The organism is Tsukamurella asaccharolytica, assembly GCF_007858435.1.
Classification (GTDB): Bacteria; Actinomycetota; Actinomycetes; order Mycobacteriales; family Mycobacteriaceae; genus Tsukamurella; species Tsukamurella asaccharolytica.
The window spans coordinates 53,732-76,902 of sequence record NZ_VIGW01000011.1 but is presented as its reverse complement, the minus strand read 5'-3'; the positions used below and the strand labels follow the sequence as shown (position 1 = coordinate 76,902).

At 70.3% G+C, this 23,171-nt stretch carries 23 protein-coding genes; 12 read left to right on the top strand and 11 right to left on the bottom strand.

Annotated elements, in window-relative coordinates:
* The first annotated feature begins 10 nt into the window (after positions 1-10).
* The 4 genes from FK529_RS16435 (at position 11) to FK529_RS16420 (ending at position 2,963) form a co-directional block, all read left to right on the top strand.
* Positions 11-991, top strand: coding sequence for a COX15/CtaA family protein (locus tag FK529_RS16435; RefSeq protein ID WP_193559717.1), 981 nt, complete (start codon positions 11-13; stop codon positions 989-991).
* A complete protein-coding gene (locus tag FK529_RS16430) occupies positions 988-1,281 on the top strand; it encodes a hypothetical protein (RefSeq protein ID WP_146563191.1) in 294 nt (97 codons plus the stop codon). The genes FK529_RS16435 and FK529_RS16430 overlap by 4 nt, the downstream gene beginning before the upstream one ends.
* Before the next feature lie 96 nt (positions 1,282-1,377).
* Positions 1,378-2,343: a quinone oxidoreductase family protein gene (locus FK529_RS16425; RefSeq protein ID WP_146563189.1), complete on the top strand. Its 966-nt coding sequence runs from the start codon at positions 1,378-1,380 to the stop codon at positions 2,341-2,343.
* Positions 2,344-2,387: 44 nt separating this feature from the next.
* Positions 2,388-2,963, top strand: coding sequence for a TetR/AcrR family transcriptional regulator (locus tag FK529_RS16420; protein WP_146563187.1), 576 nt, complete (start codon positions 2,388-2,390; stop codon positions 2,961-2,963).
* Here the strand turns inward: FK529_RS16420 and FK529_RS16415 are convergent.
* Positions 2,957-3,937 carry a heme o synthase gene (locus FK529_RS16415; RefSeq protein WP_146563185.1) on the bottom strand — a complete coding sequence of 327 codons (981 nt, stop codon included), beginning with the start codon at positions 3,935-3,937 and terminating at the stop codon, positions 2,957-2,959. The genes FK529_RS16420 and FK529_RS16415 overlap by 7 nt on opposite strands.
* A gap of 305 nt (positions 3,938-4,242) precedes the next feature.
* Here FK529_RS16415 and tkt point away from each other — a divergent pair, with 305 nt between their 5' ends.
* The 5 genes from tkt to pgl are packed head-to-tail and all read left to right on the top strand — an operon-like array spanning position 4,243 to position 10,653.
* On the top strand, positions 4,243-6,342 hold the full coding sequence (gene tkt / locus FK529_RS16410) for a transketolase (protein ID WP_146563183.1): 2,100 nt from the start codon (positions 4,243-4,245) through the stop codon (positions 6,340-6,342).
* Between the two features lie 7 nt (positions 6,343-6,349).
* On the top strand, positions 6,350-7,456 hold the full coding sequence (tal, locus tag FK529_RS16405; protein ID WP_146563181.1) for a transaldolase: 1,107 nt from the start codon (positions 6,350-6,352) through the stop codon (positions 7,454-7,456).
* A gap of 7 nt (positions 7,457-7,463) precedes the next feature.
* Positions 7,464-8,984, top strand: coding sequence for a glucose-6-phosphate dehydrogenase (gene zwf / locus FK529_RS16400; RefSeq protein ID WP_146563179.1), 1,521 nt, complete (start codon positions 7,464-7,466; stop codon positions 8,982-8,984).
* Positions 8,981-9,895: a glucose-6-phosphate dehydrogenase assembly protein OpcA gene (locus FK529_RS16395; RefSeq protein ID WP_146563177.1), complete on the top strand. Its 915-nt coding sequence runs from the start codon at positions 8,981-8,983 to the stop codon at positions 9,893-9,895. The genes zwf and FK529_RS16395 overlap by 4 nt, the downstream gene beginning before the upstream one ends.
* On the top strand, positions 9,895-10,653 hold the full coding sequence (gene pgl / locus FK529_RS16390) for a 6-phosphogluconolactonase (protein WP_146563174.1): 759 nt from the start codon (positions 9,895-9,897) through the stop codon (positions 10,651-10,653). Before FK529_RS16395 ends, pgl begins: the two co-directional genes overlap by 1 nt.
* Before the next feature lie 6 nt (positions 10,654-10,659).
* Here the strand turns inward: pgl and FK529_RS16385 are convergent, their stop codons facing one another.
* The 5 genes from FK529_RS16385 to FK529_RS16365 form a co-directional block, all read right to left on the bottom strand.
* Positions 10,660-11,352 (bottom strand): VOC family protein, encoded by a 693-nt coding sequence (locus tag FK529_RS16385; protein ID WP_231703140.1) that lies wholly within the window; start codon positions 11,350-11,352, stop codon positions 10,660-10,662.
* 21 nt (positions 11,353-11,373) lie between these two features.
* Positions 11,374-12,315, bottom strand: coding sequence for a WXG100-like domain-containing protein (locus tag FK529_RS16380; protein WP_146563172.1), 942 nt, complete (start codon positions 12,313-12,315; stop codon positions 11,374-11,376).
* On the bottom strand, positions 12,312-12,620 hold the full coding sequence (locus FK529_RS16375) for a hypothetical protein (protein WP_146563170.1): 309 nt from the start codon (positions 12,618-12,620) through the stop codon (positions 12,312-12,314). Before FK529_RS16375 ends, FK529_RS16380 begins: the two co-directional genes overlap by 4 nt.
* Complete coding sequence (locus tag FK529_RS16370) at positions 12,617-12,952, bottom strand: YbaB/EbfC family nucleoid-associated protein (protein ID WP_158635140.1); 336 nt, start codon at positions 12,950-12,952, stop codon at positions 12,617-12,619. Before FK529_RS16370 ends, FK529_RS16375 begins: the two co-directional genes overlap by 4 nt.
* A 95-nt stretch (positions 12,953-13,047) precedes the next feature.
* On the bottom strand, positions 13,048-13,803 hold the full coding sequence (locus FK529_RS16365) for a hypothetical protein (RefSeq protein WP_146563166.1): 756 nt from the start codon (positions 13,801-13,803) through the stop codon (positions 13,048-13,050).
* 159 nt (positions 13,804-13,962) lie between these two features.
* Between FK529_RS16365 and FK529_RS16360 the strand changes: the two genes are divergently transcribed.
* From FK529_RS16360 to FK529_RS16350, 3 genes are all read left to right on the top strand, one after another.
* On the top strand, positions 13,963-15,111 hold the full coding sequence (locus FK529_RS16360; RefSeq protein ID WP_146563164.1) for an acyl-CoA dehydrogenase family protein: 1,149 nt from the start codon (positions 13,963-13,965) through the stop codon (positions 15,109-15,111).
* 84 nt (positions 15,112-15,195) lie between these two features.
* Positions 15,196-17,514: an outer membrane protein assembly factor BamB family protein gene (locus tag FK529_RS16355; RefSeq protein ID WP_146563162.1), complete on the top strand. Its 2,319-nt coding sequence runs from the start codon at positions 15,196-15,198 to the stop codon at positions 17,512-17,514.
* A 59-nt stretch (positions 17,515-17,573) separates the two neighbouring features.
* Complete coding sequence (locus tag FK529_RS16350; RefSeq protein WP_146563160.1) at positions 17,574-19,211, top strand: serine/threonine-protein kinase; 1,638 nt, start codon at positions 17,574-17,576, stop codon at positions 19,209-19,211.
* Positions 19,212-19,224: 13 nt separating this feature from the next.
* Here FK529_RS16350 and FK529_RS16345 read toward each other — a convergent pair whose 3' ends face one another.
* The 5 genes from FK529_RS16345 to gap all read right to left on the bottom strand — a co-directional run bounded on the left by FK529_RS16345 (position 19,225) and on the right by gap (position 23,139).
* Positions 19,225-19,668 (bottom strand): limonene-1,2-epoxide hydrolase family protein, encoded by a 444-nt coding sequence (locus tag FK529_RS16345; protein WP_146563158.1) that lies wholly within the window; start codon positions 19,666-19,668, stop codon positions 19,225-19,227.
* A 134-nt stretch (positions 19,669-19,802) separates the two neighbouring features.
* Entirely contained in the window at positions 19,803-20,039 is a 237-nt protein-coding gene (gene secG / locus FK529_RS16340; RefSeq protein WP_146563245.1) for a preprotein translocase subunit SecG, read from the bottom strand.
* Positions 20,040-20,105: 66 nt separating this feature from the next.
* Entirely contained in the window at positions 20,106-20,888 is a 783-nt protein-coding gene (tpiA, locus tag FK529_RS16335; protein WP_146563156.1) for a triose-phosphate isomerase, read from the bottom strand.
* Positions 20,885-22,123: a phosphoglycerate kinase gene (locus tag FK529_RS16330; RefSeq protein ID WP_146563154.1), complete on the bottom strand. Its 1,239-nt coding sequence runs from the start codon at positions 22,121-22,123 to the stop codon at positions 20,885-20,887. Before FK529_RS16330 ends, tpiA begins: the two co-directional genes overlap by 4 nt.
* Positions 22,123-23,139, bottom strand: a complete 1,017-nt coding sequence (gene gap, locus FK529_RS16325) for a type I glyceraldehyde-3-phosphate dehydrogenase (RefSeq protein ID WP_146563151.1) — start codon at positions 23,137-23,139, stop codon at positions 22,123-22,125. The genes FK529_RS16330 and gap overlap by 1 nt, the downstream gene beginning before the upstream one ends.
* Positions 23,140-23,171: the final 32 nt, after the last annotated feature.

Genomic DNA, 23,171 nt, shown 5'->3' with positions numbered 1-23,171 from the left:
CCCACGTACGATGATCGGCGTGTATCAGCTGTTCCTGCGCCTCGTCGATCGCTTGCCGTTCCCCAGCGTGAAGGCGCAGCGAGGGTTCGCGCTCGCCGCGCTGCTCTCCCAGGCGCTCATCGCCGTCACCGGATCGGTGGTGCGGGTGACCGGGTCGGGGCTGGGTTGCCCCACCTGGCCGAAGTGCTTCGACGATTCCCTGCTGCCGATTCCGCAGGACGAGGTCCCGTGGTGGCATCAGGCCATCGAGTTCGGCAACCGGCAGATCGCGGTGTGGATCGTGGTCACCACAGCGATCGCGATCGTCCTGGTCGTGACCCGTGCGCGCCGCCGCCGGGAGATCCTGGTCTACGCCTGGATCCTGCCCTTCTCGACCTTCGCCCAGGGCATACTCGGCGGCGTCACGGTGCTCACCGGGCTGCGCTGGTGGGTCGTCGGCGCGCACATGTTGGTCTCCTGCGCGATGGTGTGGATCGCCGCGACGCTGTACGCCAAAGTCCGCGAGCCCGACGACGGCGTCGAGATCGAGGCCGCGCCCGCGGGCGCGCGGCGCATGGTCGCGCTCTCCGTGGTCGTCGTGGCCTTCGTCCTCGTCGCGGGCGTCGTGGTCACCGCCGCCGGGCCGCACGCGGGCGACCGCACCAACCCGAAGGCGATCGACCGGCTGGACGTGTCCATCCCCGCGCTGTCGCTGATCCACGGCCTGCTGGTGGCGGTGTACGTCGGGATCCTGATCTGGGTGGCCGTGCTCGTCGCGCGCGGACCGTCGAGCGAGGCCGTGCGCCGGCGACTGAAGATCGTCTTCGCGGTGGTCGCGGCGCAGTCGCTCATCGGCGTGGTCCAGTACTTCACCGGCGTCCCCGCGCTGCTCGTCGTGCTGCACGTGGCGGGCGCGATGTCCGTGATCGCCGAGACCGCGATCCTCTACCGTCTGATGCGCGAGCGGGTGCTGCGCGGCTCGGACGGCACGCCCGATAAGCTGGCGGCATGACTGATCAGGCACCCGGCAACGTCGTCTCCCGCCTGCAGCGCTTCGCCGCCCAGCACGACGGTGCGACCGCCGTGCTGCAGAACATGGGCAACGAGGGCGTGCGGATCACCCTCGTCGGCGGCGACGGGATCATGGGCGACCAGATCGTCGCCAACCCCACCCAGGCGAAGGACGCCGCCGAGAAGGCCGGCCTCGACACCTCCGAGTGGGACCGCGACCTGGTCAGCAAGGCCACCGCGGAGCCCGGTCACCACGAGCGGATGGCCGGCTACCGGGCCAAGTCGCGCTAGAACTCGCTGGCGCGAGGCCTGCGGCGAGCGAACGCCGGCGTCCCACCGTACGGACACGGCGGGAATAGCCCAGCGCCTCGTCGGTTGGAACGTCACATGCGCGCGATCACGGTGACAGAACACGGCGGCCCGGAAGTCCTGACCTACGGCGAGGCGCCTGATCCGGTGCCCGGACCGGGCCAGGTGCTGGTCCGCACCAGCGCCATCGGCGTCAACTTCATCGACACGTACTTCCGCGAGGGCATGTACCCCACCGCGCTGCCGTACATCCCGGGCAGCGAGGGCTCCGGCACCGTCGTCGCGCTCGGCGAGGGCGTCACGAGCCGCGCCGTGGGCGACGTGGTCGCCTGGTGCGACGGCCCGGGCTCGTACGCCGAGCTGGTGACCGTGCAGGCGGACCGCACCGTCCTGGTGCCCGACGGGGTGGCGCCCGAGGTCGCGGCATCCGTCCTCCTGCAGGGCATGACGGCCCACTACCTCACCCACGATTCGCACCCGGTCCGGCCGGGCGACACCGTGCTCGTGCACGCCGGCGCGGGCGGCACGGGCCTCCTGGTGACCCAGATGGCGACGGCGCTGGGCGCCCGCGTGATCACGACCGTCTCGACCGACGAGAAGGAGCGGCTTTCGCGCGAGGCGGGCGCCTGGCAGGTGCTGCGCTACGACGAGGACGTCGCGGCCCGCGTGCGGGAGCTGACCGACGGCGCGGGCGTGGCCGCGGTGTACGACGGCGTGGGCAAGGACACCTTCGAGGAATCGCTGCTCGCGACGCGGCACAAAGGCATCGTCGTGCTGTTCGGCGCGGCGTCGGGTCCAGTGCCGCCCTTCGACCTGCAGCGCCTCAACCCGCTGGGCTCACTGTTCGTGCAGCGGCCCACGCTGGCGCACCACGTCGCGACCGCCGAGGACTTCGCCCGGCGCAGCGGCGCGGTGCTCGACGGCCTGCGCGACGGCTCACTGCGGTTCACCGTCGGCGCGACGTACCCGCTCGCCGAAGCCGGCCGCGCGCACACCGACCTGCAGGCCCGCCGCACGACCGGTTCGGTGGCGCTACTGCCCTGACGCAGTATGTAAGCGGTGTCAACACGGTGTTGTAGAGTCAACCCGTGCCCACGACCTATCACCACGGCGACCTGCCCGGCGCCCTGGTCAGCGCCGCCGTCGAGATCCTCGACGAGGAGGGCGGAGCGACCGACCTCTCGCTGCGCGCCGTGGCCCGGCGGGCCGGGGTGTCCACGGCCGCGCCCTACCGGCACTTCCCCGACCGCGGCGCGCTGATCTCCGCCGTCGCGGCCGTCGGCTACCGCGAGCTGGCGGCCGCGCTCACCGCGGCGTGCCCAGCACCGTCGGGACCGGACGACCTGGCCGACATCGCGATCGCCTACGTCGACTTCGCGCTGCAGCGCACCGGGCTCTTCCGCGCGATGTTCGCCGAGCCCTGCGGCGCCGATCCCGACCGCGTCGAGGCCGTGGAGGCGATGAAGGGGTACCTGACGGGCCTCATTCAGCAGACGCTGCAGGGCGCCGCCGAGTCCGAGGACACCGCCACGGCGGTGTGGGCGCTGGTGCACGGGCTGGCGTTCCTGCACCTCGACGGCAAGTTCGACGCTTCGTCGCCGGAGGAGGTGCACCGTCGCGTCCGCGCGACGGTCACCGCCGCGCTGCACATCGACTCTCAGTGACCGAGTAACTGCCAGACGGTGCTGTAGTTGAGGATCGAGTCGACCGAGAGCGCGCAGAACAGCACGGCCAGGTAGTTGTTCGACTGCAGGAAGACCTTCAGCGGCTTGATCTCCTGGCCGGCCTTGGTCTGCGAGTACAGCTTGTGCACGGCGTAGAGGAACCAGCCGCCGCACAGCACCGCGGCGATCGCGTAGACCAGGCCGGCGGCGGGGATCAGCACGAGGGTGGTGATGACAGTGGCCCAGGTGTACCAGACCATCTGTCGCGCGACGGTGGTCTCCGGCGCCACGACGGGCAGCATCGGCACGCCGGCGGCCTTGTAGTCCTCCTTGTAGCGCATGGCGAGCGCCCAGGTGTGCGGCGGCGTCCAGAAGAAGATCACCAGGAACAGCACGATCGCCGGCCACGCGATGGTGCCGGTCGCGGCGGCCCAGCCGACGAGGGTCGGCATGCACCCGGCCGCGCCGCCCCAGACCACGTTCTGCGAGGTCCGGCGCTTGAGCAGCATCGTGTACACGAACAGGTAGAACGCGATGGTCACCAGCACCAGCACCGCGGCCAGCAGGTTCGTCATCACCGAGAGCCACGCGAAGGAGGCCGCCGCCAGCACCAGGCCGAAGATGAGCGCGTGCCGGACCGGCACCGCGTGCCGCGCGAGTGGGCGACGCTCGGTGCGCTTCATCTTCTGGTCGATGTCGGCGTCCGCGACCATGTTCAGCGTGTTCGCCGACGCGGCGCCCAGCCAGCCGCCGAACAGCGTCGACAGGATGAGCGGCAGGTTCACGTGGCCGCGGTCCGCGAGCAGCATCACCGGGATGGTGGCGACGAGCAGCAGCTCGATCACCTTCGGCTTGGTCAGCGCGATGTAGGCGAGCACCGTCTGCCCGGCGCGACCGGCGAAGGACGCGGGGACCGGCGCGGCCGCCGAGCGAGCGTCTGGGGCGTTCGTCCCGTGCCCGCCCTTGAAAACCATCTGTGCCGCACTCTCTTCTGTCGGGTCCGGACGCAGCCGGACTGACGTTCCTCCCCGGCCGGGGCTGACCGACCGCGGGCGGTGGGACCGCTGCCCCGCCGCGGGTCCGCGACCGGCGCCGACCCTATCTACTACACGCCATGGTAGTCCTCCGGTCCCGCGTCGCCGAATCGGGATCGCCGCCGCGAACCGGCGCAGCGGCGCCCCGTCGTCCTACGGGCTCGTTTCCGCAGACCGTGCGTCGCCGCCGAGTAGGGTTCACACTTGAGTACGTACGCCCCCACGACCAGGAGAGCCCGCCAGCCGTGACCAGCACCGCCGAGATCCAAGCCCTCACCACGCCGCATCATCCCGCCGACTGGACCGATCTCGACACCCGCGCGGTGGACACCGCCCGGGTGCTGGCGGCCGACGCGGTGCAGAAGGTCGGCAGCGGCCACCCCGGCACCGCGATGAGCCTCGCTCCCCTGGCCTACACGCTGTTCCAGAAGGTGATGGTCCACGATCCGTCGGACACACACTGGATCGGCCGGGACCGGTTCGTGCTGTCCTGCGGCCACGCCAGCCTGACGCTCTACACGCAGCTCTACCTGGGCGGCTTCGGCCTCGAACTCAGCGACCTCGAGGCGCTACGCACTGAGGGGTCGCTGACCCCCGGCCATCCCGAGTACCACCACACCAAGGGCGTCGAGATCACCACGGGCCCGCTGGGCCAGGGCCTCGCCTCGGCCGTGGGCATGGCGATGGCCTCGCGCTACGAGCGCGGGCTGTTCGATCCCGAGGCGCCGCAGGGCAGCAGCCCGTTCGACCACTTCATCTACGTGATCGCCTCCGACGGCGACATCCAGGAGGGCGTCACCTCCGAGGCGTCCTCGCTGGCGGGCACCCAGCAGCTGGGGAACCTCGTCGTCTTCTACGACGACAACAAGATCTCCATCGAGCACAACACCGACATCGCGCTGTCCGAGGACGTGGCCAAGCGCTACGAGGCCTACGGCTGGCACGTGCAGTACGTCGAGGGCGGCGAGAACGTCACCGCGATCGAGGAGGCCGTCGCGGCCGCCAAGTCCGTCACCGACAAGCCGTCGATCATCATCCTGCGCACGATCATCGGTTTCCCCGCCCCGAACAAGATGAACACGGGCGGCGTGCACGGCTCCGCGCTCGGCGACGACGAGGTGGCCGCGGTCAAGGAGATTCTCGGCTTCGATCCGGCGAAGAGCTTCGACGTGGCCCCCGAAGTGATCGCGCACTCGCGCGAGCTGGTCAAACGGGGGCAGGCCGAGCACGAGGCGTGGAACGCGCGGTTCGACGCGTGGGCCGCCGCGAACCCGGAGCGCAAGGCGCTGCTCGACCGGCTCGAGGCCGGAACCCTGCCCGCGGGCTGGGACGCCGAGCTGCCCACCTGGAGCGTCGACGACAAGGCCATCGCGACCCGCGCCGCGTCGGGCGCCTTCCTCGGGGCCGCCGGGCAGACCCTGCCCGAGCTGTGGGGCGGCTCCGCCGACCTCGCCGGCTCGAACAACACCACGATCAAGGGCGCCGACTCCTTCGGTCCGCCGTCGATCTCGACCGACGACTGGAATGCCCAGCTCTACGGCCGCACCCTGCACTTCGGCATCCGCGAGCACGCGATGGCCGCGATCCTCAACGGCATCGTGCTGCACGGGAAGACCCGGCCTTACGGGGGTACCTTCCTGCAGTTCGCGGACTACATGCGGCCCTCCGTCCGGCTCGCGGCCCTCATGGACATCGACCCGATCTACGTGTGGACGCACGACTCGATCGGCCTCGGCGAGGACGGCCCGACGCACCAGCCCGTCGAGCACCTCGCCGCGCTCCGCGCCATCCCGGGACTGAACATCGTCCGCCCGGCCGACGCCAACGAGACCGTCGCGGCGTGGAAGGCCACCCTCGAGCGCACCGGCGGCAACGGCCCCACCGGCCTCGTCCTGACCCGTCAGGGCGTGCCGATCCTGCCCGGTACGTCCGCGGAGGGCGTCGCGCGCGGCGGGTACGTCCTCAAGGACACTGACGGTGCCGCCCCCGACGTGATCCTCATCGGCACCGGCTCCGAGGTGCAGCTGGCGCTGCAGGCCGCGGACCTGCTCGCCGCGAAGGGCATCGCGGCGCGCGTCGTCTCCATGCCGTCGGTCGAGTGGTTCCACGCCCAGGACCAGGCGTACCAGGACAGCGTGCTGCCGCCCTCGGTCAAGGCACGCGTCGCCGTCGAGGCCGGCATCGCCCAGTCGTGGTGGCGCATCGTCGGCGGCTTCGGCGAGGTCGTCTCGCTCGAGCACTTCGGCGAGTCCGCCTCCGACAAGGTCCTGTTCGCTAAGTACGGATTCACCGGCGAGAAAGTGGCCCAGAAGGCCGAACAGTCCCTCGCCAACCTGAAGGGATAACCACACCATGGCTCAGAACCCGAATCTCGCCGCGCTCTACGAGGCCGGCGTCTCCGTCTGGCTCGACGATCTCTCGCGGAGCCTCATCCAGTCCGGGAAGCTCGCGGAGCTCCTGGACACGAACTCGGTCACCGGCGTCACCACGAATCCGGCGATCTTCCAGTCGGCGCTGTCCAAGGGCACCGAATACGACGGCCAGGTCGCCGAGCTCGCCGCCCGCGGCGCCGGTGTGGACCAGACGATCCGCACCGTGACCACCGACGACGTGCGCGCTGCGTGCGACGTGCTGGCCCCCGTCTTCGAGCGGACCGGCGGCGTCGACGGCCGCGTGTCGATCGAGGTGGACCCGCGCCTCGCGCACGACACCGAGGGCACCATCGCCCAGGCGATCGAGTTGCACAAGATCGTCGACCGGCCGAACGTGCTCATCAAGATCCCCGCCACCCTCGCCGGCCTGCCCGCCATCACCCGCGTCATCGCCGAGGGCATCTCGGTGAACGTGACGCTCATCTTCTCGGTGGAGCGGCACCGGCAGGTCATGGACGCCTACCTCGACGGCCTCGAAGCGGCGGCCGCGGCCGGGCGGAACGTGGCCGAGATCTACTCGGTCGCTTCGTTCTTCGTCTCCCGCGTGGACACCGAGATCGACAAGCGACTCGACGCGATCGGCACGGATGCGGCGCTCGACCTGCGCGGCAAGGCGGGCCTCGCCAACGCCCGCCTGGCCTACGCGGCCTACGAGGAGATCTTCGGCGCCGCCAGGTTCGCCGCGATCGAGGGCGCGAACGTGCAGCGCCCACTGTGGGCCTCGACGGGCGTGAAGAACCCGGCCTACCCCGACACCCTGTACGTTGCAGAGCTGATCGCGCCGAACACCGTCAACACCATGCCCGGCGCCACGATGGCGGCCTTCGCCGACCACGGCACCGTGACCGACGGCACGATCATCGGCCGCGCCGAGGATTCGGAGCAGGTCTTCGCCGACCTGCAGGGCGCGGGAGTCGATCTGTCCGCCGTCTTCGAGCTCCTCGAGACCGAGGGCGTGCAGAAGTTCGAGCAGGCCTGGCAGCAGTTGCTCGACGCGACCGCCGAGCAGCTCGAGGCCAAGGCCTGACACACCGGTGACCTGGACGAACCCGCTCAGGGACCCCCGCGATCGACGACTACCGAGGATCGCGGGGCCCTCGTCCCTGGTGATCTTCGGTGTCACCGGCGACCTGTCCCGGCGCAAACTGATGCCCGCGGTGTACGACCTGGCCAACCGCGGCCTGCTCCCGCCCGGCTTCTCACTGGTGGGCTTCGGCCGCCGCCCGTGGACCGACGAGGATTTCGCCGCGACGGTGCGGGAGGCCGCGAAGGCGCACTCACGCACCGAGTTCCGCGAGGACGTCTGGGAGCGACTGGCCGAGGGCATCCGGTTCGTCCAGGGCGAGTTCGACGACGACGACGCCTTCGACCGGCTCTCGGCGACGCTGGCCGACCTGGACGCCGAGCGGGGCACCGGCGGCAACACCGCGTTCTACCTCTCCATCCCGCCGGACGCCTTCCCCACGGTCTGTGAGCAGCTCAAGCGCTCGGGCCTGGCCGACCAGTCGGAGGGCTGGCGGCGCGTGGTGATCGAGAAGCCCTTCGGGCACGATCTCGAGTCCGCCCAGAAGCTCAACGCCGTGGTCAACGACGTCTTCGACGAGCATTCGGTCTTCCGGATCGACCACTACCTCGGCAAGGAGACGGTGCAGAACATCCTGGCGCTGCGCTTCGCGAACCAGTTGTTCGAGCCGACGTGGAACAGCCACTACGTAGACAGCGTCCAGATCACCATGGCCGAGGACATCGGCCTCGGCGGCCGCGCCGGCTACTACGACGGCATCGGCGCCGCCCGGGACGTCATCCAGAACCATCTGCTGCAGCTCATGGCGCTGGTCGCGATGGAGGAACCGACCAGCTTCCACCCGGCGGAGCTGCAGGCGGAGAAGATCAAGGTGCTCTCGGCGAGCTCGCCCGTCGTGCCGCTCGCCGAGACCTCCGCGCGCGGCCAGTACGGGCCCGGCTGGCAGGGGAGCGAGAAGGTCGTGGGCCTGCTCGAGGAGGAGGGCTTCAGCGAGACCTCGACCACGGAGACCTACGCCGCGATCACCGTCGAGATCGCCTCGCGCCGCTGGGCGGGCGTGCCCTTCTACCTCCGCACGGGCAAGCGGCTGGGGCGCCGCGTCACCGAGATCGCGCTGATGTTCAAGCGCGCCCCGCACCTGCCTTTCGACGACACCATGACCGAGGAGCTGGGCCAGAACGCGCTCGTCATCCGCGTGCAGCCCGACGAGGGCGTCACGCTCCGCTTCGGTTCGAAGGTGCCGGGCAGCTCGATGGAGGTCCGCGACGTCAACATGGACTTCAGCTACGGCGAAGCCTTCACCGAGAGCTCGCCCGAGGCCTACGAGCGGCTGATCCTGGACGTGCTGCTCGGCGAACCCTCGCTGTTCCCGGTGAACGCCGAGGTCGAGCTGTCGTGGAAGATCCTCGATCCCGTGCTCGCACTGTGGGCCGAGGGCGGCCGGCCCGAGGAGTACGAGTCCGGGTCGTGGGGCCCGGAGTCGGCCGACGCGATGCTGGCCCGGACCGGAAGGACGTGGCGGCGCCCATGATTCTCGACCTTCCGGACACCTCCACCCAGGACGTCTCCAAACAGCTCGTGCGCCTGCGCGAGTCCGGCGGCGCGGTCACCCTGGGCCGCGTGCTGACGCTCATCATCTCCGCCGAGGAGGGCGAGCCCACCGAGAGCGCCATCGAGGCGACGAACGCCGCGTCGCGCGAGCACCCGTGCCGCGTGATCGTGGTCGCCCGCGGCCCGCGTGCCGAGCGGACCCGTCTCGACGCGCAGATCCGCGTCGGCGGCGATGCCGGCGCCTCGGAGGTCGTGGTGCTGCGCCTGTTCGGTGAGCTCGCCGACCACGGCGCCTCCGTCGTGGTGCCATTCCTGCTCCCGGACACGCCCGTCGTCGCCTGGTGGCCCGGCGCGGCCCCCGCGGTGCCCTCCGCCGACAAGGTGGGCGCACTCGCCACGCGCCGCATCACTGACGCCACCGCCTCCGACGATTCCGTGGCCGTCCTGGCCGGACGCCGCGACGGATTCGCCCCCGGCGACTCGGACCTCGCGTGGTCGCGGATCACCCCGTGGCGCGCGCTCCTGGCGTCGGCGCTGGACCAGCCGCCGTTCGAGCCGATCACCTCCGCGGTGGTCACGGGACCGTCGAACAGCCCCGGCATCGACCTGCTCGCGGGCTGGCTGCGGGCGCAGCTCGACGTCCCCGTGCGCCGCCGGGCCGGCAGCTTCGAGGTGCAGCTCGACCGCGCGGGCGGACCGCTGCGCCTCGAGTTCGACCAGAACTCCACCGCGGTGCTGGTGCGGCCCGGCCAGCCCGACGGCCGGGTTGCGATCCGGCGGCGGGACGTGGCGGACTGCCTCGCGGAGGAGCTGCGCCGGCTCGACGACGACGACATCTACTACACGGCGTTGGGCGGCGTGTCCGACGTGGACCGATCGGAGATGCCCTGATGACCGAGCCCACCGTCCGCACGTTCGACGACGCCGACGCCCTCGTGGCGGCGGCCGCCGACGACCTGGTCGCGGTGATCGAACAGGCGCAGGCCGACCGCGGCTTCGCGTCGATCGTCCTGACCGGCGGCACCAACGGCAACGCCCTCTCGGCGGCGCTGCGCGACAGGGTGATCGACTGGTCGCGGATCGATATCTTCTTCGGCGACGAGCGCTTCGTCGCGGGCGACGACCCCGACCGCAACGTGCTGCAGGCCGAGGACGCCCTGCTCGCGCACGTGCCGATCCCAGACGCGAACGTCTACCGCATGCCCGCCGCCGACGAGTTCAGCGGTGATGGCGCGCTGGCCGCCCGCGTGTACGCGAAGCGCCTGGCGGACAACGCGGCCGCGCGCAACAACGCCGTCACCGCCGGCGAGGGCACGGTGCCGCGGTTCGACGTGCACCTGCTCGGCATGGGCGGCGAGGGCCACATCAACTCGCTCTTCCCCGACACCGATGCGGTGCGCGAGACCGAGGCGGTGGTGGTCTCGGTGCGCGAGTCCCCGAAGCCGCCGCCGCGGCGCCTCACGCTGACGCTGCCGGCCGTCGGTGCCGCGCGCCGCGTGTGGCTGCTCGTCTCCGGCGCCGAGAAGGCCGAGGCGGTGGCGGCGGGGGTCGGCGGGGCGTCGCCTGAGGACTGGCCCTGCGCCGGCGCGCACGGTTCCGAGGAGACGGTCTGGTACCTCGACGGTGCCGCCGCCTCCGATCTCGGCTGAGACCGGCTAGGACTGCTCCAGCACGATCGTCGGGATCCCCAGCCCGGGGTCCTTCACGGTCGCGACGCGCGTGCCGGGCTTGGCGCCGCGCCGCACGTCGCTCACGGTGATGCCCTGCCCGGTCAAGCGGGCGTGGGTCGCGTCCGCGTCCGCAGTGCGCCAGGCCACGCCCCACAGGCCGTCCGGGCCGGCCGGATCGACGTTCTCGCCCTCCTGCAGGACGACCTCGATCAGGAGGTCGCCGCGGCGGAGGAACAGCTGGTGCACGCCCCAGGACTGCACCCGGTCCAGGCGCAGGTCGAAATCGAGCCGACCGCACAGCGCGGCGATGATCCGGTCGCGGTTCGGTGACGTCAGCACGATGTGGTCGACGCCCGTGATCTCCGCGCCGGGCTCGGCTGCCGGCTCCGACGGGCCGACGAGGCCGAGCACGAGACCGTCTGCCGCACCGGCGAATCCGATCCCGACGTCCGTCAGTCGAAGCCCGCGTCGCTCGGCGAGCTGCACCGCTGGGGCGACGGCATCGGTAGCGACGAGCAGGCCCGACCCGCGCGCCCACGACGGTGCGCCGACCGCGACGTCGATCCCGCCCGCGGAGTAGCGCTCCGCTGGATCGGCGCCGAGCAGCCGCGCGTGCGCGGCCCGCGCCTCCTCCGGGACGTCCAGGATCACCAGGTCACGCGCAGCTGCGATGGTCACCCCGTCATCCTGCCGCAGGTACTAGGTGGGCGCTGTGCCGGACCACGCCGACCACCCGTCGCCCAGGACTTTGATCCCACTGGTCCCCGCTGACGCGCCGACCTCGCCGAGCGAGGACACAGGGCTTCCCCCGGCGAGCTCTAGGGCGGTTCGGGCGACCACGCCGTCGTTGACCGCGCGGGTCGTCGCCGCAGCGACGCCGTCGATGCCAGTACCGGCGCGCCGCAGGGCCCGCGCGGCCGTGCCGAGGGCAGAGAACTTGGCGGCGAGGGCCTCCAACTTGGTCGTGAGCGTGCGCAGCACCCCGGCGAACTTCTGCGCGAGCGTAGCGCCGCGCAGGAGGATCGAGTTCGTCGCCGCCACCACGGACGCACCGCCGGTCGGCACCGACGACGCAGCGGCGGCCGCATAATTCGCGGCGGCCCACACCGCGAGGGACGCGAGCTCGTCTCTGATGAAGTTGCGGACCTCGACGACGAGAGCCCCCGCGATGCTCACGCCCGTCGCGGTGGCTCTCGCCGCAGTGCCGAGGGCCGCGCTGTGCTCGGCGAGAGCGGTCGTGGCGGTGCGGTAGGCATCGGCATCGGCGCCCGTCCAGCCGGACGCCGTAGCGGACGAGGCGGCCCGCACCGCGTCGGCGACACCGGCGAGCGGAGTGGCGACCTCCTCGGTCCAGAGTTCGCGCAGGTCCTCGATCGTGTCCGGATTTCCGGAGACCGCGTCCAGAGACGACCTGAGCGCCGGGATCGCCTCGATGACCCAGCCCACGCCCGAGGAGAAGAAGGTGCCTATGGGATCCTGCACTGCGCTGCTCACTTCGGAGCCGATACTCACGACCGCCGCGAGCAGCCCCATCGCGCTCTGATCCTCGACCACCGCTTCCGCGGCATCGACCACGGCCTCGGCGAGCGGTACCCCGGCGACGGCGTCGCCGACGGTGCCGAGCACGCCGTCGCCGCTCACCGTCGCCCTGTTTCCGTCAACGCGGCCGCGCCGCCCCGGTCCGTCTCCTGGTTCACCGTGATGTTCCGTCGGAACTCGGTGCGATGTGTCTCCAGCTCGCCACTGTGCCTGGAGACCGCTTCCGTGAGGTCCTCGAGGGCTTGATTCACCCGGGTCGCCAGCCACCCGAACAGGGCGCCGTAGTCACCCTCACCGACGCGATGGGACGACGACGTCGTCCCGGCCGAGCTCACGGTCGCCGCGATCGTGGTCAGTGCGCGCTCATGCGAATCGGCGGTGTCGGGTGAGATCACACAGTCCGTCATCGCTCCGCCTCCCTCGGGTAGTGATCCCAGAAGTCGAGTCCCGGATAGAACTCGGTGGCGATCGAGTGGACCTCCCTGGCCGCCGCTTTCGCAGCCAGGGAGGCCGCCGTCATGATCTCCGCGCTCAGAGCCTCCCCCGAATACTCCGTCGCGCGTCCCGCGATCACCACGCCCGTGAGCCGTCCCCCCATTCCGACGGTGACCCGCACGTCCCCCCGTGCGGCCGTCCCGGTGCCCGAAACGCGGGCCAATCGCTCACGAACCTCGTGCGCCTGCTCGGACGTCCTCTCCGCATCAGCGGCGTCCGACCAGAACTGCGGTGTGGTGCCCAACTCGTTCCCCCGATCTCGTTGGTTTTTCCTCCGCATCAATTAGACGCACCGGCGCGGCGAACGGTTCCGAACTCGCATCGCCGCAGGTGGACGGCTCACGCCCGCGGCCGCCAGTTCCGGATCCGCACGATGCCGGCGCCGATCCCGATGCCCACACCCCACAGCAGCAGTCCCACGAGTACCGCGGTGACGGCCTGATGCACGTGATCCAGTGGCTGGGCACCGGTCGTTCTGCGATGCACCGCACCCATGCCGGGGAGCCGCCGCCGCCCATCGGCCGGCACGAGCACCCAGAGCAGCGCGTAGGGCGCGAGCGCGGCGAAGGCGCGCCAGGCCGTCACCCGTGGGTTCCGGCGATCGCGCCACCAGGCGAGCGGGCTCGCCGCGGTCACGGGGAACAGCGCGGCCAGGATCGAGCAGATCCCGAGCCACACGAACACCTGCATCAGCACGGACGAGACCGCGATGGGCGTGGCGCCGCCGTGCCCCGTGAGCGCGACCAGGGTCACCGTCGCCGCGACGAGCGGCACGCCGAGCGCCAGGAAGAGGGTCACGTTCCGGGCGACGACGACCCCGAGGCTCGCGCCGAACCCCGTCGACCTCCCGGACCTCACCGCGGCCTGGTCCGCGAGCATGTTGGTGGTCGCCGAGTCGGCGAGGACGAAGGTGACGAAGTACACGACGATGACCGGGATCTCCGTGTGCGCGGTGTACTCAAGGGGGTCGAAGAGGAGCCACCCGAAGGCGAGCGCGAGGTTGAAGAGCAGGCCCACGCCGATACGCCTGAGCGCTCTCTGCTCCCAGTGGAGCACCCCGCGCAGGGTGCCACCGGCACCCGCGACCGTCTGCACGTGACGATCCTAGGAGCGCAGCACGGCACCACGCCGGTGGCAGGCGCTGACCAGGAGATTAACCGCGAATCAGTCATCCGTGCTTGTTTTCGTCGATGCGGTTCTGATTAAGTGATGTTCAACAAGCCCGCAGACTCCCCTGCAGAAAGGTGGTCACTGATGGCCGCACGCCGCCGCTCGAGTTGGATGAACGAGGAGCTCGACGCCCTTCGCGACCTCGCGGACAAGTTCCTGGCGAAGGAACTCGTCCCCAACATCGAGAAGTTCGCCGAGCAGCACCATGTGGACCGCGACCTCTGGAACAAGGCCGGCCAGCTGGGCCTGCTGTGCCTGTCGATCCCCGAGGAGTACGGCGGCGGGGGCGGCGACTTCCGCCACGAGTCCGTGCTCATCGCCGCGCAGGCGCAGGCGTTCGACACCAGCTGGGGCGTCTCCCTGCACAACGGCATCGTCGCGCACTACATCCTCGCGTACGGCACGGAGGAGCAGAAGCAGACCTGGCTTCCGAAGATGGCCTCGGGCGAGGCCGTCGGCGCCATCGCGATGACGGAGCCCGGCACCGGCTCGGACCTGCAGAACGTGAAGACCCGCGCCATCAAGACCGGCGGCGAGTACGTCATCAACGGCAGCAAGACCTTCATCACGAACGGCCAGCAGGCCGACATCGTCGTCCTCGTCTGCAAGACCGACCCCGATCAGGGCGCCGCCGGCATCTCGCTGGTCCTCGTCGAGGCCGACCGCGAGGGCTTCCGCAAGGGCAACATCCTCAACAAGATCGGTCAGAAGGGTCAGGACACCTCCGAGTTGTTCTTCGACGACGTGCACGTGCCCGTCGAGAACCTCCTCGGCACCCAGGAGGGCCAGGGCTTCTACCAGCTCATGCAGCAGTTGCCGCAGGAGCGCCTGATCATCGGCCAGGCCTGCGTCGCCGGCATGGAGGTCATCTTCGAGGAGACCCTGCGCTACACCAAGGAGCGCGAGGCCTTCGGCCGCCCCATCTTCGGCTTCCAGAACACCAAGTTCAAGCTCGCCGAGGCGCTCACCGAGGCCACCATCGCGCGCGTCTTCGTGGACGACTGCATCGAGAAGCACGTCAAGGGCGAGCTCGACATCCCGACCGTCGCCATGGCGAAGTGGTGGACCTCGGACCGCGCCCAGGAGGTCGCGTCCGAGTGCCTGCAGTTGTTCGGCGGCTACGGCTACATGGCCGAGTACCCGGCGGCGCGCTTCTGGGTCGACAACCGCGTCCAGATGATCTACGCCGGCACCAATGAGATCATGAAGGAGATCATCGCGCGCACCCTGTAAACGCGACGCGGTTCCTCAGGCGGCGCCCGGCTGTCATCCGATCGGATGATTGTCCGGGCGCCGTTTTCTTGATCGGGTGGAGGCATGACTTTGCCCGGAGGCCAACGGTTCCCGTACGGCCCGCAGCAGAATCCGCAATACGGGTACGGCCGGACGCCACCCCCTCCGCCCGCCCGTGCCCGACGGTCCGCCCTCACTTGGATCCTCGCCGGGGTGTCGGTCGCGTGCGTGCTGGCCCTCGTGGCCGGCGGGATCTGGTGGTTCACCTCCCATGCGGCCGACGATGCCTCCGGCCCGGTCCCGGGACAGCTCACGTCGGAATTCCCGACCGCCCCGTCCGTTTCCTGGAAGGTGACCGCAGCGGCGACCGGGCACGACGCGCAGCAGATCGTCGGTGTCGCGGGGCAGGACAAGACCTACATGGTCGCGAATCGTGCCCTGAACGAGAACGGCTCGATCATGGCGGTCTTCGTCGGCGCCGGCGACTCGTCGCGGCTGGTCCTCGTCGATACGGTGACCGGACAGACGCGCACCGTGCCGGGGACCTTCGGTACCTGCTCGGAGCGCATCGTCGCAGGCGCGATCGCCTGCATCTCCTCGCCGCAGACGAGCCCGGAGGTGGTCATCGTCGACACGAACACCGGCGAACGTCGCTCGATCGCGTCGTTGGACTCCAGCAGCCAAATCATCGGCATCGGTCGACTGGCCGTCTTCGCCGGCTCGCGCGGCGGGTCGGGGCAGCAACGGGCTCTCATTCGGTACGACCTCTCCGGAAAGGTCCTCTTCCGGAACACGTTCGACCCCGCGGAGGGGTTCGGCAGCGGCGACGCGTGGGGACTCACCGTGACCGATTCGCTCGTCGCCCTGCAGAGCGGTGGAGCTATCACCCATTTTCGTGCCGACACTGGCGAGATGCTCTTCACCAGAGCCGGTTACGGGCGCGAACCACTGCCCGACGGTGGACTCGTCACCTCGACGACGACCGGCAAAGACCTGACATCGGTAACGTCGCGGGACGTCGTCCACACGGCGCCGTCCGGCACGCAACGCACGTTCCCCGCCAGCTCTGTGGAAGTCCCCGAGGTCGTCGGTCCCGATATCGCCGCGCCGTTCCTGGTCGACGGCAAGCTGTACATCGGCGATCAGGCACGGTGGAGCTCCGCGCTCAGCAACTCTCCCCAGGTACACATCGTCGCCGACGACGTCACCGTCGTGACCCACGACGGTCGACTACGCGGCATGGACACAGAGTCGGGGCGAGAGCTGCGGGCCGCCGACCCGGGCGGCTTCCGCGACCCCGTGACCGACGGACGTCACGTCATGTACATCACCAACGGGTCGATCGTCGCCGTCGATCTGCACACCGGCCGGGAGCAGTGGCGGGCACCGGTCCCGATGGACACGAAGGGCGGCACACTGGCGGCGGCGGGTGGCACTCTCGTCTTCCAAACGAACGACGGGATCATCGGCTACACGGCGACGGGCGGCGCCGCGAGTGCACCGGGCAGCCGCAACACCGGTACCGCCGCCAAGAACTCGAGTGACGACTCGTACTACACCCGCTGCGGCAGCAAACCGGTGTTCACACCGCAGAAGTTCCGCACGGAATCGGGAGGCCTGGTAGTCACCATGAAGGTGACCGCCACCTGCCCAGGCGGCGACGCCCTGACCTCGTCGGGCACGACGGTGACGATCTCCGACTCCACAGGCCCCATCGCGAGCGGCTCCTTCGACTTCGCCGCGAACCCCGTCGGCGTCCCCAAGCCCGGCACCGGCTCCGGCTCCGAGGAGGGCACGTCCGGCACTACCGTCGACCTGCTGTTCAAGCACGGCCAGTTCTTCCGCACCCCGGACACACTCCCCGGACCCTCGAGCGGCGGATCAGGTGCGAGCGGCAGCGGCGGGCACAGCTACCTCGTCGACTGCGTGCAGCCGGAGGGGGCGGGCAGAGCGAAGGTCCCGGCACCGTCTGACCCCCCGATCGCGGCATCCGGTCCCGGACCGCAGACCGGCCTGAACCCGATGTCGGGGCTCAGTGCGCTGCGCATCCAGGCCGATAGCGACAAGTCCTTCATACTGGGGAGCCTCAACAACCGCTGGGTCGCGCAGCTCTCGAGCAAGCGGGTCGGACTGGTGGCCGACGGACGCACGTGGGACGAGAAGTCCATCCTCGACGAGTTCCTCGCACTGCGCCTGCGGTTCGCGGACGTGCGCCTGCTGTACTCCGACGAGTGGCCGGTCTTCAACTACCAGGGCTGGTGGGTGAGCGTCGCGGCCGCGACCTTCCCCGGGCCCGACGAGGCGAACCAATGGTGCCGCAGTAACGGATTCGACCGCGACCATTGCTTCGCAAAACTGGTCTCGAGCACTGCGAGCCCCCAGGGATCGACGCGGTACTGGTGACAACCACCGTGTCAGTGCCTGCAACTACGATCAGCGAATCGACCGACCGGAGGGGGATCATGAGCGGCGAGGGAACACGGACCGGCACCAGGCTGGGCCCGTACGCGATCGGCACATTGCTCGGCCGCGGGGGGATGGGCGAGGTCTACCGCGCGCACGACGAGCGGCGCGATCGCGAGGTGGCACTCAAGCTCCTGCACGCCTCCGCAGCGGAGGATCCGCAGTTCCGCGAGCGATTCACCCGCGAATCGCAGACGGTGGCGCGGCTCGCCGACCCGCACGTCATCCCCATCCACGACTTCGGCGAGGTCGACGGGGTGCTGTTCATCGACATGCGCCTGGTCGAGGGCCGCAATCTCGCGGAGATCCTGCACGACGGTCCGCTGCCGCCGTCCCGGGCCGTCGCGCTCGTCGAGCAGGTTGCGGGCGCGCTCGACGCCGCGCACGCGAAGGGCCTCGTGCACCGGGACGTCAAGCCCGCCAATATCGAACTCACCGAGTCGGGGTTCCCGTACCTTCTCGACTTCGGCCTCGCGGTATCCGATACGCAGTCCCGGATGACGTCGGCGGGGCTGTTCGTCGGATCGCAGGCCTATGCGGCCCCCGAACGGTTCGAGGGCGACGCGGCCACCGTCGCGAGCGACGTGTACTCCCTGGCCTGCGTCCTGTTCGAGGCCCTGACCGGTCACGCGCCGTACCGGGGTGAGTCGCTGGGTGCGATGCTCAGGCAGCACCTCACCTCGCCGATCCCCCGCCCCGGCGCCGAGGTACAGGTGCCCGCCGCGATGGACGCCGTCGTCGCCCGGGGCATGGCGAAGGAGCCGGCCGAGCGCTTCGCCTCGTGCGGTGAGCTCGCCGCGGCCGCCCGGCAGGCGCTCGCCGGCCACAGCGTCGACGTGCCGCTACCCGGCCCGGACGACGACCGGACGGTGATCCGTCCCGTCGCGGCGCTGTCGGACCCCACGGTGATCTCGCGGCCGGTGCCGCCGACCTCGTACCCCGTCGCGCCGTCGTATCGACCGGCGCAGCAGCAGGTCTCGTACCCGCGGGCGTCGTATCCGCAGGCGCCGTCCTACCCGGTCGCCCCGGCCTACCAGCAGCAGCCGCCGCCCGCGAGGAGCCGCACGGTGCCGATCCTCGCCACGGTCGCGGCGATCCTCGTCGGCGCGACGGCGGTACTGGGCTACGTCGCCCTGACCGACCGCAAGACCGTACCCGCCTCCACTGTGCGGGTCACCGCCACCGCGACCGCCCCGTCGCACGTCCCGACCGGCGCACTGGCGACCACGGCGCCGCCCACGACCACCGCGCCCGCGGATCCGCTCGTCGCGCTCCAGACGCGGGCGGCCGCCGACAGGCCGTCCGTCCTGGCGACCATGAACAACCGCTGGGTCATCCAGCTGGCCTCGAAGTACGCAGGCGTGACGGACGACGGCAAGCAGTGGTTCGAAGCCGACATCCTGAGCGAAATCGGCTACTTCGAGGGCAAGTACGGCGCGGTCAAGGTGCTCTACAGCGGTGACTGGCCCGTGTTCGATGGCCGGACCTCCTGGGTGCCGATCCTCGCCGCCTACGCCTTCACCGATTCCGCTCCCGCAGTGGCGTGGTGCCGCCAGAACGGCCTGGACCGGAACCGCTGCGCGGCCAAGCTGCTGTCGAACACTTCGGGCCCCACCGGAACCACTGCCTATCCCTGATCCTCGAGACGGCTCAGCGCTGCAGCGGCGTCATCGTGCGCTGCGCGCCGGGGAACGCCAGCGCCAGCACACCTCGCACGACACCCTTGGCGATGTCCAGGTTATCGAAGTAGTCCCGCCACAGCGCGATCTTGCCGTCCCGGACGTCGAACCGGCCGCACACCCAGAACCGGACGGCCAAGGGACCCACCCGCAGCTCGTCGATGCGCTCGGTGAGCACGACGGCACCGTCGGACGCGATGGACGTGACCTCGACGCCGAAGCCGAGGGCGGGGTGCGCGAGCAGCCGGATCACGCGCGCCGCGCGCTCCCGCCCGCGCAGGGTGGCTAGGCCCACGTTCGTGTAGACCACGTCGTCCGCGAACGCGGCGACGGCGTCCTCCGCCCGTCCGTCCGCCATGTTCGCGAGGAACGCCAGCACCGTCGCCTTCTCGTCGAGCACAACCGCCTCCGTCATGGCCCCGACAGTACCGCCGCCGAATCGTCCGCGTCGTCCGTCCGAGGTCGGAGATCCGGCACCGGTCCCGGGAACGACGACGGCGCCCCGAACCCCTGGGGGTTCGAGGCGCCGTTCGTGCACGGTCGACCGCGTCAGGTCGTGAGCTTGATGCTCAGGGTGACGCCGACGATGCACACAGTCCAGATGATCCCGACGAAGATCGTCACCCGGTCGAGGTTCTTCTCCACCACCGACGAGCCCGACAACGACGACTGCACGCCGCCGCCGAACAGCGACGACAGGCCGCCGCCCTTACCGCGGTGGAGCAGGACGAGCACCACCAGCACGAGGCTCAGCACGAGGATGGCGATCTTCAGCACCAGCTGCAATGTTTCCACGAGGATCCAGTGTACCTTCCGGTCGGCGTCGGTCGTTCAGGGCGTGCGCGCGTCGGGCTACAGCGGCCCGCCGGCCGCGATCGCGCTGAGCGCGGCGAACTCGTCGGGCTTGAGCGATGCCCCGCCCACGAGACCGCCGTCCACGTCGGGCTGCGCGACGAGCTCGCCCACGTTCTTGCTGGACACCGAACCGCCGTAGAGCACGCGGATCCCCGCGGCCACGTCAGCGCCGCCGAGCTCGGCGATGGTCCCACGCACCGCGGCGCACACCTCCTGCGCGTCCTGCGGGGTCGCCACCTTGCCGGTGCCGATCGCCCAGACGGGCTCGTACGCGATGACCGTCGCGGAGAGCTCTTCGGCGGTGAGCCCGGCGAGCGAGCCGCGGAGCTGCTCCACGTTGTACTCGACGTGGGTGCCCTGCTCGCGGATATCGAGCCCCTCGCCGATGCACACGATCGGCGTCAGGCCGTGCCGCAGCGCCGCCTTGGTCTTGGCCAGCACGATCTCGTTCGTCTCGCCGTGGATCGTGCGGCGCTCGCTGTGCCCGACGATCACGTAGGTGCAGCCGAGCTTGGCGAGGAAGGCTCCGGAGATGTCGCCGGTGTACGCGCCGGAGTCGTGCGGCGAGAGGTCCTGGGCGCCGTACGTGATCTTCAGGTCGTCGCCGTCGACGGCCGTCTGCACCGAGCGCAGGTCTGTGAACGGCGGGATCACCGTCACGTCGACGTGCGCGAAGTACTTGTCCGGCAGCGCGAAGGCCAACTTCTGCACCACCGCGATCGCCTCGAGGTGGTTGAGGTTCATCTTCCAGTTGCCGGCGATGAGCGGCTTACGACTCATGCGTCACCCCTGTCCAGCACCTTCAGGCCCGGAAGCTCCTTGCCCTCGAGGTACTCCAGCGACGCGCCGCCGCCGGTGGAGATGTGGCTGAAGCCGTCCTCATCGAGACCGAGCGTGCGCACGGCCGCGGCCGAGTCGCCGCCGCCCACCACGGTGAACGCGCCGTTGCGCGTCGCCGTGATGACCGACTCGGCCACGGCCTTCGTGCCGGCCGCGAAGGCCGGGAACTCGAAGACGCCCATGGGGCCGTTCCAGAAGACCGTCTTGGCCTGCGCGAGCACGGAGCCGAAGCGCTGCGCGGACTCGGGGCCGATGTCGAGGCCCATCCAACCGTCCTCGATGGCGTCCGCGGCGACGGTCTTGTGTGCGGCGTCGGCGGCGAAGGCGTCCGCGACCACCACGTCGATCGGCAGGTGCAGCACGTCGCCGAACTCCTCGAGCAGCTGCTTGCAGGTCCCGATCTGGTCCTCCTGCAGCAGCGAGGCGCCCACGGAGTAGCCCTGCGCGGCGAGGAAGGTGAACGCCATGCCGCCGCCGATGACCAGGGTGTCGACCTTGGGGGCGAGCGCACGGATGACGCCGAGCTTGTCGGAGACCTTGGAGCCGCCGAGGACCACGGCGTAGGGCCGCGACGGGTTCTCCGTCAGCTGCGCGAGGACCCGCACCTCGGCGTCGACGAGGCCGCCGGCGTAGGCCGGGAGCAGCGTGGCGACATCGAAGACGGAGGCCTGCTTGCGGTGCACGACGCCGAAGCCGTCGGAGACGAAGGCTCCCTCACCGGCGTGGGATGAGACGTCGATGAGCTCCGCGAGGTCGCGGGCGAGCGCCTGGCGCTCGGCGTCGTCCTTGCTGGTCTCGCGCGGGTCGAAGCGCACGTTCTCGAGGAGGAGGACGTCACCGTCGGTGAGACCCTCGGCGCGCGCGAGCGCATCCTGACCCACGACGTCGCCGGCGAGCTGGACGTTGCGGCCCAGGCGCTCCCCCAGTTCCTTCGCGACCGGCGCGAGGGAGAACTTCGGGTCGGGCGCGCCCTTCGGGCGGCCCAGGTGCGCGGCGACGATCACCTTCGCCCCGGCCTCGGCGAGGGCCTTCAGCGTGGGGACCGAAGCGATGATGCGACCGGCGTCGGTGATGGTGCCGTCGTCGTCGAGCGGCACGTTCAGGTCGCTGCGGACCAGGACGGTGCGTCCCTCGACGCCCTCGGCCAGCAGGTCGGAAAGAGTGGAAACGGTCATCAGAGCGATTTACCTACCAGATCAGTCAAGTCCACGAGGCGGTTGCTGTAGCCCCATTCGTTGTCGTACCAGGACACGACCTTAGCCTGATCGCCGATGACCTTGGTCAGACCCGCGTCGAAGATCGAGCTCGCGGGATCCGTGACGATGTCGGAGGAGACGATCGGGGCGTCGTAGTACGTCAGGATGCCCTTCAGCGCGCCCTCGGAGGCGGCCTTCATGGCGGCGTTGATCTCCTCCACGCCGGCCTTCTTCTCGAGTTCGACGGTGAGGTCGGTGACCGAGCCGGTGGGGATCGGCACGCGCAGCGCGTAACCGTCGAGCTTGCCCTCGAGCTCGGGCAGGACGAGGCCGATCGCCTTCGCCGCACCGGTGGAGGTGGGCACCACGTTGATCGCCGCGGCCCTCGCGCGGCGCAGATCGCGGTGCGGTCCGTCCTGCAGGTTCTGGTCGGCCGTGTACGCGTGGACCGTGGTCATCAGGCCGCTGACGATGCCGAACTCGTCGTTGACGACCTTCGCCAGCGGACCGAGGCAGTTCGTCGTGCACGAGGCGTTGGAGATGACGTCCTGGCTGCCGTCGTACTTGTCGTCGTTGACGCCCATCACGATGGTGATGTCGGCGTCGGCGGCCGGCGCGGAGATGATGACCTTCTTGGCGCCGGACTCCAGATGCCCCTTCGCCTTGTCCCGGGCGGTGAAGATTCCGGTCGACTCGATCACCACGTCGACCCCGAGGTCGCCCCAGGGCAGCGCCGACGGTCCCTCGCGGACCTCGAGCGCGGTGATGCTCTGATCGCCGACGCGGAGGGTGTCGCCGTCGGCCACGATGTCGGCGTCGAACCGGCCGAGGATCGAATCGAACTTGAGCAGATGCGCCAGTGTGGCGTTATCCGTCAGGTCGTTGACCGCCACGATCTCGATGTCGGTGGTGCCGAGCGCCTTCTGCGCCGCCACCGCCCGGAAGAAGTTCCGGCCGATGCGGCCGAACCCGTTGACCCCTACACGAACCGTCACTGTGGTGCTCCTTCGAGTCAGGAATTCCTGCT